Annotated in this window: 11 protein-coding genes and 1 pseudogene; 4 read left to right on the forward strand and 8 right to left on the reverse strand. The window is 60.3% G+C overall.

Features of this window, described 5'->3' with window-relative positions:
- Nucleotides 1-179 precede the first annotated feature (179 nt).
- Complete coding sequence (locus tag BFR47_RS00005; RefSeq protein WP_071471170.1) at nt 180-644, forward strand: Lrp/AsnC family transcriptional regulator; 465 nt, start codon at nt 180-182, stop codon at nt 642-644.
- A 94-nt stretch (nt 645-738) separates the two neighbouring features.
- Here the strand turns inward: BFR47_RS00005 and mmuM are convergent, their stop codons facing one another.
- From mmuM to BFR47_RS00040, 6 genes are all read right to left on the reverse strand, one after another.
- Nucleotides 739-1,689 (reverse strand): homocysteine S-methyltransferase, encoded by a 951-nt coding sequence (gene mmuM / locus BFR47_RS00010; protein ID WP_071471171.1) that lies wholly within the window; start codon nt 1,687-1,689, stop codon nt 739-741.
- A 39-nt stretch (nt 1,690-1,728) separates the two neighbouring features.
- Nucleotides 1,729-2,478 (reverse strand): amino acid ABC transporter ATP-binding protein, encoded by a 750-nt coding sequence (locus BFR47_RS00015; protein WP_281245915.1) that lies wholly within the window; start codon nt 2,476-2,478, stop codon nt 1,729-1,731.
- Nucleotides 2,479-2,486: 8 nt separating this feature from the next.
- Nucleotides 2,487-3,437: an amino acid ABC transporter permease gene (locus BFR47_RS00020; RefSeq protein ID WP_071471172.1), complete on the reverse strand. Its 951-nt coding sequence runs from the start codon at nt 3,435-3,437 to the stop codon at nt 2,487-2,489.
- 54 nt (nt 3,438-3,491) lie between these two features.
- A complete protein-coding gene (locus BFR47_RS00025; protein WP_071471173.1) occupies nt 3,492-4,292 on the reverse strand; it encodes a transporter substrate-binding domain-containing protein in 801 nt (266 codons plus the stop codon).
- 341 nt (nt 4,293-4,633) lie between these two features.
- Nucleotides 4,634-5,437, reverse strand: coding sequence for a slipin family protein (locus BFR47_RS00035; RefSeq protein WP_071471175.1), 804 nt, complete (start codon nt 5,435-5,437; stop codon nt 4,634-4,636).
- Nucleotides 5,434-6,777, reverse strand: coding sequence for an NfeD family protein (locus BFR47_RS00040; protein WP_071471176.1), 1,344 nt, complete (start codon nt 6,775-6,777; stop codon nt 5,434-5,436). The genes BFR47_RS00035 and BFR47_RS00040 overlap by 4 nt, the downstream gene beginning before the upstream one ends.
- A 266-nt stretch (nt 6,778-7,043) precedes the next feature.
- Between BFR47_RS00040 and BFR47_RS00045 the strand changes: the two genes are divergently transcribed.
- On the forward strand, nt 7,044-7,487 hold the full coding sequence (locus tag BFR47_RS00045; RefSeq protein ID WP_071471177.1) for a GNAT family N-acetyltransferase: 444 nt from the start codon (nt 7,044-7,046) through the stop codon (nt 7,485-7,487).
- A gap of 58 nt (nt 7,488-7,545) precedes the next feature.
- On the opposite strand, the pseudogene fadE reads toward BFR47_RS00045, so the two are convergent.
- A pseudogene (fadE, locus tag BFR47_RS00050) lies at nt 7,546-9,988 on the reverse strand (acyl-CoA dehydrogenase FadE).
- 233 nt (nt 9,989-10,221) lie between these two features.
- Between fadE and lpcA the strand changes: the two are divergent.
- Nucleotides 10,222-10,803: a D-sedoheptulose 7-phosphate isomerase gene (gene lpcA, locus BFR47_RS00055; RefSeq protein ID WP_071471178.1), complete on the forward strand. Its 582-nt coding sequence runs from the start codon at nt 10,222-10,224 to the stop codon at nt 10,801-10,803.
- A 5-nt stretch (nt 10,804-10,808) separates the two neighbouring features.
- Nucleotides 10,809-11,588, forward strand: a complete 780-nt coding sequence (locus tag BFR47_RS00060) for a class II glutamine amidotransferase (protein ID WP_071471179.1) — start codon at nt 10,809-10,811, stop codon at nt 11,586-11,588.
- A 146-nt stretch (nt 11,589-11,734) separates the two neighbouring features.
- On the opposite strand, the gene BFR47_RS00065 is transcribed toward BFR47_RS00060, so the two are convergent.
- Nucleotides 11,735-12,361, reverse strand: a complete 627-nt coding sequence (locus tag BFR47_RS00065) for a response regulator transcription factor (protein WP_071471180.1) — start codon at nt 12,359-12,361, stop codon at nt 11,735-11,737.
- Nucleotides 12,362-12,505: the final 144 nt, after the last annotated feature.

The raw sequence follows: 12,505 nt of genomic DNA on the forward strand, positions 1-12,505 counted from the left end.
TTACGTCGCCCATTTTCCCCGCCTCAAGCCATGCACACGAAAGGGGAATGGCTTGCCACCGGGCCGCCCGTTTTTTATGGCCACATGGCGGGTATCTGTTGAGCACAGAGGGGGTCTTCATTAGAATGGACGTCTAGACGCATTTATGGCTTTAACATCGAGGCGGGATCTGGTTGTCAATGAGTGAAACCCTGGATCATTTTGATCGCAAAATATTGTCTATCGTACAGCGCAGTTGCCTGACGCGCAGCGAGGTGATTGCCGCAGAAATCGGCTTGTCGCCGTCTGCTGTTCAACGCCGGCTGAAGCGACTGCGTCAAAGCCGGGTGATCAGTGCCGATGTAGCGGTGGTCGACAATCGCAAGGTCGATAACCTGATGACCTTTATCGTCGGGCTGGAAATAGAGCGTGAAAACTACCAGGTCATGGATCGCTTCATGCGCTGGACCCAAACCAATGATGCCTTTCAGCAGATTTTCTATGTGACCGGGGCGGTGGATCTGGTGACGGTGATCCTGGCCAGGGACGTGACCGAATATGACGATATCGCTGCGGCCACCATGGCCCAGTTTCCGGAAATCAAGCGCATGAACACCAATGTGGTACTCAATGTACTCAAGTCGGGATTATCCCTGCCACTCTGAATAAACAGGATAATCCCCCGGCTTTACCGGGGGATATTTACGGTATTCTGCTGCGTTGACAGATCGCGGGCATGCACCGAACGCCGGTACGGCTTTATTCCGCCGGGCGAAGCAGGGCGCTGACGGCGGCGATATCCGCCGGTGAGGTGCGGCAACAGCCACCGATAAGACGTGCGCCATGATGGTGCCAGCGTGCGGCTGCCTGGGCGTACTGCTCGCTGTTGGCCGGGCCGTGCCAGCATTTCTGCTCCGCATCGTACTGTTCCCCGGAGTTGGGATAGACCAGTACCGGCTTGTCGGTGAGCCCCTGTACCGATTGCAACAGAGCGGATACGTGTTCGGGGGCGGTGCAGTTCAAGCCGAGTGCGACCACCGAGTGGAATGACTCCAAAGCGGCAACACAGTCGCTCAGCCGCTCTCCCTGGCTGTTGTGCTCTTCGCTGCTGCAGCTGAAGCTGATCCAGCCGCAGGCGTCGGGATGGGCGTCCATCAGCCGGGCCAGGGCCCGGGCTTCGCTCAGACAGGGCAGCGTCTCGCAGGCCAGCAGATCGGCCCCGGCGCTCAGCAATACCTCCAGCCGGGGGCGATGGAAGGCCATCAGCTCGTTTTCATCCAGATCGTAGTGCCCCCGGTATTCGGAGCCGTCTGCCAGCATGGCACCGTAGGGGCCAACCGAGGCCGCGACCAGCGGCCGGGGACGACGGGACTGCTGGTCGGCATTCAGGCTGTGCCAGAAGTCATCCCGGGCATTGACCGCCAGCTGCACGGCCTGGCGCATCAACCCGGCGGACTGCTCGGTGCTGAAGCCGCGGCTTGCGAAGGCCTCGAAGGTTGCCTGGTAACTGGCGCTGATGGCGACATCGGCACCGGCCGCAAAGTAGTCATAATGAACGGCATAGATCAGCTCTGGCTGCTCAATCAATACCTTGGCTGACCATAGCGGATCCTTGAGATCACAGCCCCGGGCTTCGAGCTCGGTGGCCAGGGCACCATCGAGGATGGCGAGGGAATGCTGTGCTAGCAGGGACTCTATTGGATTGGACATGACACTCCTTGGTGCAACACCGGCTGGCCGGTGACTGAGTTAGAGAATTTGCGCTAAAAACTGCTGCAGCCGGGGATGGGCGGGATGGCTGAAAAAGCGCGCCGGCGTGTCTTCTGCCAGCACCCGGCCCTCGGCCATGAACAGCACCCGGTCGGCCACTTCCCGGGCAAAGCCCATTTCGTGGGTAACCACCACCATGGTCATGCCTTCCCGGGCCAGGGCTTTCATTACCTCCAGCACTTCGCCCACCATTTCCGGGTCCAGTGCCGAGGTAGGCTCGTCAAACAGCATGATGTGCGGTTGCATGCACAGGGCCCGTGCGATGGCCACCCGCTGCTGCTGGCCACCGGACAACTGTCCGGGGTAATGGTCCATGCGTTCGGCCAGACCCACCTTGGTCAGCAGTGCCCTGGCCTGTTGCTCGACCTCGGCCCGCGGGCGTTTGGCCACCTTGAGCGGCGCCAGCATGACGTTTTGCAGCGCGGTCTTGTGGGGAAAGAGATTGAAGCTCTGGAACACCATGCCCACCCGCTCCCGCAGCCGGTTGATGTTGGTGGCCTTGTGGTACATATCGACGCCTTCGATCTCGATATGGCCGGCACTCAGGGTTTCCAGCTTGTTGAGGGTACGCAGAAAAGTGGACTTGCCCGAGCCGGAGGGGCCGACGATCACCACTACCTCGCCCCGTTTGACTTCTACCGATACCTGATGCAGGGCCTGGCAGCCGTTGTCGAACACCTTGTCGACCCGGTGTGCCCGCAGCATGATGTCTGTGCGTTCTGTATGCATAGTGTTTCCTAGTGTGCCGTTGCCATGTGCCGCTCCAGTCGCTGCACCAGCCAGGACAGGGACGCGGTCATCACCAGATAGAGCAGGGCGATAGTGAACCAGACCTCGAAGGGGGCGAAGGTCGATGACACCACTTCCCGCCCGGCCTTGCTCAGATCGGTCAGCGAGATAACCGATACCAGAGAGGAGTCCTTGATCAGGTTGATGAATTGTCCGGCCAGTGAAGGCAGGCTGCGCCTGAGTGCCTGGGGCAAAATCACCTCGACCATGGCCCGGACATAACTCATGCCGAGCGACCGCGCGGCTTCCATTTGTCCGGTAGGCACCGACTGGATACCTGCTCGTATGATTTCCGCCACATAGGCGGCGCTGAACAGGGTCAGGGCGGCGGCACCGGCGGTGAAACGATCCAGGGACAACACGGTACCGACGAAAAAGTAGATGATGAAAATCTGCACCAGCAAGGGGGTGCCACGGATGATCTCGATATAGAGAATGCACAGTTTACGCAGCGCCGGGTTGGCGGAGAGCCGCCCCAGTCCGATGCCAAGACCCAGCACCACCGAACACAGCAAAGACACCACCGACAGTTGCAATGTCATGGCCATACCGTTTGCAATGGGGCCGGTGCGCACGCTGTTTATGCGGGCGATTTCATCCCCTTCAAACAGCAGATCGCCGTCGGTGACCAGCAGGGTACTGTACTGATTCAGGAGCAGGGGAGCATCGCCATAGTCGGAGATTAGGGTCAGGGTTCGGCCATCGTCGCCGAGCTCGGCCCGGCCATCGAACGGGGCGCGAATGGACTGGGGGGAGGTGTCGACAATATAGGGTAGCACCCGTTCCCAGCGCCAGTTGTAGTCGATACTCTTGCTGGACCAGTAGATACCGCCGGCCAGCATCAGCACTATGCCCATAAAAACGCCGTTCCACAGCCAGCGGTGTTTGGCAGTCTGCATATTGTTTCCTATAAAAACTGCCAGCGGCCGGTGCCGCTGGCAAAGGTATCGTTATTACTGGACCCGGCTGACCCAGGCATCGCTCTCGAACCACTTGCTGTAGAGTCGATCGTAGGTGCCGTCCCCCTTGATTTGACGAAGGAAGTTGTTGAGGAAATTAAGATAATCCGCATCGCCCTTGCGTACTGCCCAGCCGAGAGGGCCATAGGTAAAGGCCTGGGATAGATGCACCAGCCGGTCCGGGTTTTGTGCCGCATAGACGGTGTTGTAGCTGATGTCGTAGACGAAACCATCGGCCCGGCCGTTGGCCACTTCCTGGGCTGCGTCGGCAGAGCTTTCGAACAGTCGCACCTTGGCCTGGCTCAGGTAGCGCTTGATGGCGAATTCGCCGGTGGTGCCAAGCTGAGCGGTGACGGTATAGGCGGCATCGTTCAACTGGCGGTAGGAGTCGATGGTGTCGGCCAGTTCCGGGCGGATCAGCACGGTCTGACCGGCATCGAGATAGGGATCGGCAAAGTTCACGCTCAGGTTACGTTCGGGCGTCACCGACATGCCCAGAATGAGATCACACTTGTTGGTCTGCAGCGCTGGTATGATGCCGTCCCAGCCGGTATTGACCGGTACGAACCTGACGTTGATCGATTTGGCCATGGCCTTGGCTATATCGATATCGAAGCCGATGAAGTCACCCTTCTTGTCGGTCATCTCGAAGGGCATGTAGCCAGACTCGAAGCAGAAGCGGAATTCCCCCGAACTCTGGATTTGCTCCAGAGTGGTATTGTTCTGGGCACTGGCCGGAGTGGCGAGCAGGCTCAAGCTGGAACTCAGCAGGAGGAGGCTTAGGTATTTTTTCATGACACGATCCCTGAATCGAAGGAAGCATCGGGAGCAAGGGGCCCGACTGGAAATTAACGGAACCCCATATCTTAGCGATTGTTCATGGGGATATTCCGCATTCTGGAGGGAGAATGAGAGGCATTGCAGCGTCGGCCAGGACAGGTGTTGTGTGGGGTTTGTTCGCTTTCGGGGCGGGAGCACTCGGAGAGAGCGTTCGGGGCGCGCAGCAGGCACTCCTTGAAGCCGGATTCAGGGGGAGGACGGTGGCATGCCGGGCAACCAGAGAGCCCGCTCGGCAAGGCGAGCGGGCCATTATTGCGCGGATGAATTCACTCCTGCCCGTTCCCGTTACTGACGGTTCAGGTGATCTCGCTCGGTGACTGGGGATCCTCGGCATGTTGCTCATAGGGGCCCATTTCCTGCAGTATCCGTCCCAGTTCCATCGGCAGCGGAAATACGATGATTTTGCTGTTGTCGTTGCTGATTTCGGTCAGGGTCTGCAGGTAACGCAACTGGATGGCCTCCGGTTGCTGGCCCAGCATGCGGGCGGCTTCCAGTAGCTGCTTGGAGGCTTCCAGTTCACCGGTGGCGTGGATCACCTTGGCTCGACGGGAGCGTTCGGCCTCGGCCTGCCGGGCGATGGCGCGGATCATCGACTCGTCCAGATCGACGTGCTTGATCTCCACCGCCGTGACCTTGATGCCCCAGTTGTCGGTGCTCTGATCCAGAATGCGTTGCAAGTCCGCATTGAGTGTATCCCGGGCTGAGAGGATTTCGTCCAGCTCGTGCTGCCCCAGCACCGATCGCATGGTGGTCTGGGCCAGCTGACTGGTGGCTTCCAGAAAGTTTTCGACGTTGATGATGGCTTTCTGCGGGTCCAGCACCCGGAAGTAGAGCACCGCATTCACCCGCACCGTGACGTTGTCTTTGGAGATCAGATCCTGGGAAGGGACATCCATGGTGACGATCCGCAGATCGACCCGCACCATCTGCTGCACGAAGGGAATAAGGATGATGAAGCCCGGTCCCTTTATCTTGTAGAAGCGCCCCAGCAGAAAGACCACCCCCCGTTCGTATTCCCGCAATATCCGGAACATGCTGGCAAACAGCATCACCACCAGCACCACGATCAGCAACTGGAAGTACAGAAAGTCGATTATCATGATTGAGTCTCCTTCGCCGGAGCGACGTTGAGGGTAAGATCTTCCACCGCCACTATCACGACGGTTTGATTGGCGGCGATGGGAGCCTGGCTGTGAGCCTGCCAGCGCTCTCCCTGAACCAGCACGGTGCCGGTGGGAGCGATGGCGGTCAGGGCAATGCCTTGTTCACCCACCATGGCCACGGCGCCGGAAACGGGAGCGGCATGGCGCTGTTTGACGATCATCCGCACCACCACCAGGATCAACACCAGTGAAAACATGGTGAAGGCGGCGATAAAGGGCCAGGCCACCCGAAACGCCTGATCCGGGGTATCGAACAGCAGTACCGAGCCGATGACGAAGGCGACCAGGCCCCCCCCGCCGAGAATACCGAAACTGGGAGACAGCCCTTCGGCCACCATCAATGCCAGTCCCAGCCCCAGCAGGGCCAGGCCGGTGGTACTGAAGGGCAGCATCTGCAATGCCAGCAGTGCCAGCATCAGACAGATGGCGCCGGTGACACCGGCGACTCCGAAACCGGGACTGTAAAATTCCAGCAGCAGGCCGTACATGCCGACCAGCATCAGCAGATAGGCGATATTGGGGTTGCTGATGGTGATGATAAAACGCTGGCGCCAGTCGGGCTGGCGCTGTTCGGCCTGCAACCCGATACTGGAGAAGGTATAACTGCTGCCATGCAGCTGAAGCTCTCGGCCATCGAGGCCCTGCAGCAGTGCCGGTATGCCGTCGGCTATCAGCTCGATGACATTCTGCTCCAGCGCTTCGGTGGCGGTGAGGGTGGCGGCATCGCGTACCGCCAGCTCGGCCCAGTCGGCATTACGACCTCGTAATTGGGCCAGGGAGCGGAGGTAGGCGATGGCATCGTTCAGCGTCTTGCGCTCCATGGCGGAGCCACCGGGAGACGATGACTCCTGCTTGTCTTCGTCTTCGTTCTTGTCTTTTTCGGCCGGAGTACCCGGCAGGGAGGGGCCGCCAATCTGCACCGGCGTGGCTGCGCCCAGGTGGGTGCCCGGCGCCATGGCGGCCACATGGCTGGCATAGAGGATATAGGTGCCGGCCGAGGCGGCGCGGGCGCCACCGGGTGACACATAGACCACCACCGGAATACGAGACTCGAGTATGGCGGTGATGATGTCGCGGGTGGCGCTGTAGAGGCCACCGGGGGTATCCATGGTCAGCAGCACGAAGGCGGGCTTGTCTATCTGGGCCTGATTCAGCTCGGTGACGATGAAGTCCGAGGTGCCGGGGCCGATGCCGCCCTTGACTTCGAGCTGCCAGTAACGCGCTTGCGCCGGCCATCCCAGCAACAGTAACAGCAATAACAGCCCACGCCAGTTCATCTGCTCAGCTCCAACTCCGTCTTTATTAGAGCTTAGTGCATGGTTTCGGTTTGGTTGTTATTTGACCGATCAGGGGCTCGTTCCCGGACAACGGATCCGCTCCCCGAGACGCGGTGAATCCTCCCTGCTGTCTCCTTGTGTGCGATAACCAACCAGCAGACCAGTGGCCAGGAAAAAGCCGCCAGCATTATGCCGACCGCAGACTTTGTTTTACCATTTGGCACCACGTAACGAATATTGACCGGAATTCCGGCCCGGGAGTGAAGATGAAGACGAAGATAAGGGGGGCGACCAAAGCCGATCTGGGAGAGGTTTTCCGGCTGGAGCAGGCCGGCTTCGGTAGTCATGGTTATCCGGATTTTCTGTTTCGTCAGTTGCTGGAGCTGTGGCCGAACTTTCTGCTGGTGGCGGAAAGCGAAGGGGGGCTGGTGGGGTACGCCCTGGGCGGCATGGGCGAGGCGAAAGAGCAGGGCTGGATTCTGTCGCTGGCGGTGGACGAACGCCTGCGTGGTCAGGGTATCGGCAAGGCATTGTTGCAACGACTGGTGGCAGAGCTGACCGAGCGCGGCTGTACCGAGCTGCGATTGACGGTGCATCCGGACAACACCGCCGTCGGGCTTTATCGGGTGCTGGGCTTCGAGCTCGAGACGTCGGAGCCGGATTATTTTGGACCCGGCGAGCCCCGCCTGGTATTGCTGCGCCGGGATTAATTCCGTTGCCACAGTATGTGCATACATCGTGGCCCATTAAGGCCGCTTCCAGCGGTAATCAGGTGTTCTTGTTCAGCATGGCATCGTTGAACAGCGCCTTGTTGGCCACCAGCTCCTGCGGGTCGAAATCGTCCACGTTGATGGTGCGCAGCCGGCTGGTTTCGGCACGCTCCAGCAGGGTGGCTTCATTCTTGTCGATGACGCCGGCGCTCAATGCCTCTTGTGCCAGCCGGTCCAGGTTGGTGAAGGTGCGGCGGCCCAGAGTCTGCGTGACCTTGTCGAACACCGGCTCGGCGGCGAGGATGTCGGCGAAGGCCTGTTCCAGCATGCCGAGCGGATTGCCGTCCTCGGCGGTCAGATAAAGCCCGTTACCGATGGCGTCCCGGGCCGGACCCGGGGTTTGCAGGGCGCGGGCCACCCGATGATCGAGTTTGTCCGAGGGCCGCTTGAACGGCGCCCCCCAGGGCATCAGCAGTACCTTGAGTGTCTTGCCCAGCGCCGGCACCGGAAAGTTGTCGAGCAGCTCGACCAGCGCGACCTGTGCCCGGTACAGGCTATCCTGGCAGGCCCAGTGCACCAGCGGCAACACCGCGGCCGGACGGCCCTCATCGTTGAAGCGCTTGAGGGTGGCGGACATCAGATACAGCTGACTCAGTACATCGCCGAGGCGGGCCGACAGCCGCTCCCTGCGCTTGAGTTCCCCCCCGAGGATGGCCATGGCGACATCCGACAACAGGCTCAGGTTGGCGCTGAGCCGGTTCATCTGGCGGTAATAACGGGCGGTATCGTCGCGCACCGGCGTCTGGCCGAAGCGGGCACCGGTGAAGCCGAACCAGATACTGCGCGCCAGGTTGCTGAGGGCAAAGCCGAGATGGCCGAAAACGGCCTGGTCAAACTGAGCCAGGGCCTTGCGGTTATCCGGCTCCTGTACCGACAGCATCTCTGCCAGCACAAAAGGATGGCAGCGAATGGCCCCCTGACCGTAGATGATCATGCTGCGGGTCAGGATGTTGGCGCCCTCCACCGTGATGGCGATGGGCGCCCCCTGATAACCCCGGGCCAGATAATTGTTGGGCCCCATACAGATGCCCTTGCCGCCGTGAATGTCCATGGCGTCGATGAGGCTGCGCTGGCTGCGGTCGGTGAGGTGATATTTGACGATGGCCGAGACCACAGAGGCTTCTCGCCCAGATCGATGCCGGTCACGGTCAGCATGCTGGCCGCATCGGACAGATAGGCGTTGCCCCCCAGGCGGGCCAGCGGCTCTTCGATGCCTTCCATCTTGCCGATGGGCAGGCGAAACTGGCGACGAATACGACTGTAGGCGCCGGAGGAAAGGGCCGAGACCCGGGTGCGGCGGTGCCGGTGGAAGGCAGGGTGATACCGCGGCCCACCGACAGGCACTCCATCAGCATGCGCCAGCCCTGGCCGGCCATCTGCTGGCCGCCGATGATGAAGTCAATGGGCACGAACACATCCCGGCCCTGGGTGGGACCGTTCTGGAAGGGTACATTCAGCGGAAAATGACGGCGACCTATCTTGACGCCGGGGGTAGCGGTGGGGATCAGGGCGCAGGTGATGCCGAGATCCGTCTCGTCGCCCAGCCAGCCTTCAGGGTCTTTCAGCTTGAACGCCAGTCCGAGCACGGTGGCGACGGGGGCCAGGGTGATATAGCGCTTGTTCCAGGTCAGGCGCATGCCCAGCACCTGCTCGCCCTGCCAGTCGCCCATGCATACCACGCCCACATCGGGAATGGCGCCGGCATCCGAACCCGCCTCCGGGCCGGTGAGGGCAAAACAGGGAATGTCTTCGCCGCGGGCCAGTCGGGGTAGGTAGTGATCCTTCTGCTCCGGCGTACCGTATTCCTGCAGCAGCTCGCCCGGGCCGAGGGAGTTGGGCACACCCACGGTCGAGGCCAGCACCGCACTGGTGCTGCACAGCTTTTGCAGCACCCGGGACTGGGCGTAGGCGGAAAACGCCAGGCCGCCATACTGCTTCTCGATGATCATGGCGAAGAAGCCGTGCTGTTTCAGATAGTCCCACACCTCGGGCGACAGATCGGCGCGCTCGTGGGTCACCTCCCAGTCGTTGGTCATGCGGCACACTTCTTCTACCGGCCCCTCGATGAAGGCCTGCTCTTCGGCGCTGAGTTGTGGTTTGGGGTAGCTGTGCAGGGTATCCCAGTCCGGTTTACCGCGAAACAGCTCGGCTTCCCACCAGGTGGTGCCGGCCTCGATGGCTTCCCGTTCGGTGGCAGACATCTCCGGCATCAGCGTCCTGTAGACGGTGAACAGGGGGCGGCCGAGCAAACCGGCGCGCAGTGGTGCCAGATTCAGCAGTGCGGCCAGCATGCCAAACACCAGCCAGCAGGAGGGGGTTACTTCCGCCAGCAGAGTACCCACCGCCAGCACCAGAGCGGTGATCAGCGTGGTCGTTTTCAGTTGGCACCGGTGGTAAGCCAAACTGGCCCAGGAAATCAGCAGTAGCAGTAGGGTCATCATGAACAGCTCCTTTGCCGGCAGGGGGGGCAGAAGTGAGGTCTGATCTGTTGGGTGTTCCTAGTTGTAATTCATACAAATGTTTAAATCAAGCAACGCCAGGGCTAAAAAATGGCGGCATTCACTCCTTCCTCGCCACCCCCCGGCGCCGACCGGCGGTGGCGGGCGGCGCTCCGCTTCCCGCTGCGGGTGACTTGTGCCAAAATGCGCTTTTACCGTGAGTGAGAGGCAATTTCATGTATCAGGATCTGATCCGTAGCGAACTGACCGACGCCGCCGAGGTGCTGAATCGCTTTCTGGCCGACGATGCCAACATTCAGGCCATCGAACAGGCCGCGAAATTGCTGGCCGACCGCTTCAAGGCCGGTGGCAAGGTGCTGTCCTGCGGCAATGGCGGTTCTCATTGCGATGCCATGCACTTTGCCGAAGAGCTGACCGGTCGCTACCGGGAAAACCGCCCCGGCTATCCGGCCATTGCCATCTCCGATCCCAGCCATCTGTCCTGCGTGGCCAACGACTTCGGCTTCGAATATGTGTTTTCCCGTTATCTGGAAGCGGTTGGGCGGGAAGGTGACGTGCTGTTTGGTCTCTCCACCAGCGGTAATTCCGGCAATGTTATCAGGGCTATCGAAGCGGCCAAGGCCAGGGGTATCAAGGTGATCGCCCTGACCGGCAAGGACGGTGGCAAGATGGCCGGACTGGCCGATGTGGAAATCCGGGTGCCGCACTTCGGTTATGCGGACAGGATTCAGGAAGTGCATATCAAGATCATTCATATCCTGATCCAACTGGTCGAAAAAGAAATGGAGCAAGCGTAAGCAACATGTGTGAACTGCTAGGGATGAGTGCCAACGTACCCACCGATATCTGCTTCAGTTTTACCGGCCTGATGCAGCGGGGCGGGCGTACCGGTCCGCACAAGGATGGCTGGGGTATCGTGTTTTACGAGGGCAAGGGGCTGCGTACCTTCAAGGATCCGCAGCCGTCGAGCCAGTCCCGAATCGCCAAACTGGTGCAGGAATACCCGATCAAGAGCTGCTCGGTGATAAGCCATATCCGGCAGGCCAACCGGGGCGGCATCGCGCTGGAAAACACCCATCCCTTTACTCGTGAGCTGTGGGGCCGTTACTGGACCTTTGCCCACAACGGTCAGCTGAGCGGCTATACGCATCTTGAAACCGGACGACACAACCCGGTGGGAGAAACCGACAGCGAGCTGGCGTTTTGCTGGTTGCTTGATGAACTGGAACGCAAGTATCCGACCAAGCCGGAAGACATGACAGCCATGTTCCGCCACGTGGCCGGACTCTGCGATCAACTGCGCGCCCTGGGCGTGTTCAACATGCTGCTTACCGACGGCGAGTACCTGATGACCTATTGCAGCAACAATCTGCACTGGATCACCCGCCGTGCGCCCTTCGGCCCGGCCCGGTTGATCGACGAAGAAGTGGAAATCGATTTTCAGAAGGAAACCACGCCGAACGACATCGTGACCGTGATTGCCACCCAGCCGCTGACCAACAACGAGCAGTGGCACAAGATGCAACCCGGCGAGTTCAACCTCTTCCTGCTGGGGGAACGGATCGCTTCTACCGATCTGTGACGAGGAGTTAGGTGGCCGTTTCCGCTTCGTTCCGGCCCTGCTGCGTTATCGTCCCTGCGGTGTCATGGCTTTCTGGGTTCGAGCCGCATGGCAGTGGCCGGTCCTCATCAACGTTTTTCCTCCTGCTTAACGCTGACGGCTCGCCGTTATTCGGTCTGTGACAGGGCGATGACCGCCTGGGTGCGGTTCTTGACGTTCAGCTTGCGGAAAATGGCGGTGACATGGGCCTTGATGGTGGCCTCGGATACTTCCAGTTCGTAGGCAATCTGCTTGTTGAGTTTGCCTTCGGACAGCATGGTCAGCACCTTGAACTGCTGGGGCGTCAGGCTGGCCAGGCGGTCGGCGATATTGTCTTCGGGGGCATCGTCGAGGCTGATTCCCTCGGGAAACCAGGGATCGCCTTCGAGGATGGTGTTGAGGGCGCTGACCAGGGTGCGCATGGGGGCGGACTTGGGGATAAAGCCGAGGGCGCCAAAGCGCATGGCTTGCTGCACCACCGCTGCTTCTTCGCTGGCCGATACCACCACCACCGGCAGTTCGGGATACTGGTTGCGCAGCAGCGCCAGACCGGAAAAGCCGCTGGCACCGGGCATCTTGAGATCCAGCAGCAGCAGGTCGACGTCATCGACCTCGCTCAGCAGCTGCATCAGATTATCGATACTGTCGACTTCCTGCAGATCGGCACCCGATACCGCCAGTTGAACCGCCTGATGCAGGGCGTTGCGAAACAAGGGGTGGTCATCGGCAATAATAATGCGGTAGCCCGTTTCCATGTTATGTCTGAATCCTGTCTCGGTGAGTAAGCAATGGAAGCCGGTCCCATCGTTTTTACCCTGTCATGATAGGGCTTCGGCCTCGGTCTGAGAACTGCGAGTGGTGATTTTCGTGATGCAGGGGGTGCAATGTCATTCCGTAAA

Origin of the sequence: Oceanisphaera psychrotolerans (assembly GCF_001870485.1) — a bacterium.
In the GTDB taxonomy this organism is placed as follows: Bacteria; Pseudomonadota; Gammaproteobacteria; order Enterobacterales; family Aeromonadaceae; genus Oceanimonas; species Oceanimonas psychrotolerans.

Excerpts from the sequence above, each read along its gene's own strand:
- BFR47_RS00005 (WP_071471170.1), top strand. The coding sequence starts at position 180 with ATGAGTGAAACCCTGGATCATTTTGATCGCAAAATATTGTCTATCGTA.
- mmuM (WP_071471171.1), bottom strand. The coding sequence starts at position 1,689 with ATGTCCAATCCAATAGAGTCCCTGCTAGCACAGCATTCCCTCGCCATC.
- BFR47_RS00015 (WP_281245915.1), bottom strand. The coding sequence starts at position 2,478 with ATGCATACAGAACGCACAGACATCATGCTGCGGGCACACCGGGTCGAC.
- BFR47_RS00020 (WP_071471172.1), bottom strand. The coding sequence starts at position 3,437 with ATGCAGACTGCCAAACACCGCTGGCTGTGGAACGGCGTTTTTATGGGC.
- BFR47_RS00025 (WP_071471173.1), bottom strand. The coding sequence starts at position 4,292 with ATGAAAAAATACCTAAGCCTCCTCCTGCTGAGTTCCAGCTTGAGCCTG.
- BFR47_RS00035 (WP_071471175.1), bottom strand. The coding sequence starts at position 5,437 with ATGATAATCGACTTTCTGTACTTCCAGTTGCTGATCGTGGTGCTGGTG.
- BFR47_RS00040 (WP_071471176.1), bottom strand. The coding sequence starts at position 6,777 with ATGAACTGGCGTGGGCTGTTATTGCTGTTACTGTTGCTGGGATGGCCG.
- BFR47_RS00045 (WP_071471177.1), top strand. The coding sequence starts at position 7,044 with ATGAAGACGAAGATAAGGGGGGCGACCAAAGCCGATCTGGGAGAGGTT.
- lpcA (WP_071471178.1), top strand. The coding sequence starts at position 10,222 with ATGTATCAGGATCTGATCCGTAGCGAACTGACCGACGCCGCCGAGGTG.
- BFR47_RS00060 (WP_071471179.1), top strand. The coding sequence starts at position 10,809 with ATGTGTGAACTGCTAGGGATGAGTGCCAACGTACCCACCGATATCTGC.
- BFR47_RS00065 (WP_071471180.1), bottom strand. The coding sequence starts at position 12,361 with ATGGAAACGGGCTACCGCATTATTATTGCCGATGACCACCCCTTGTTT.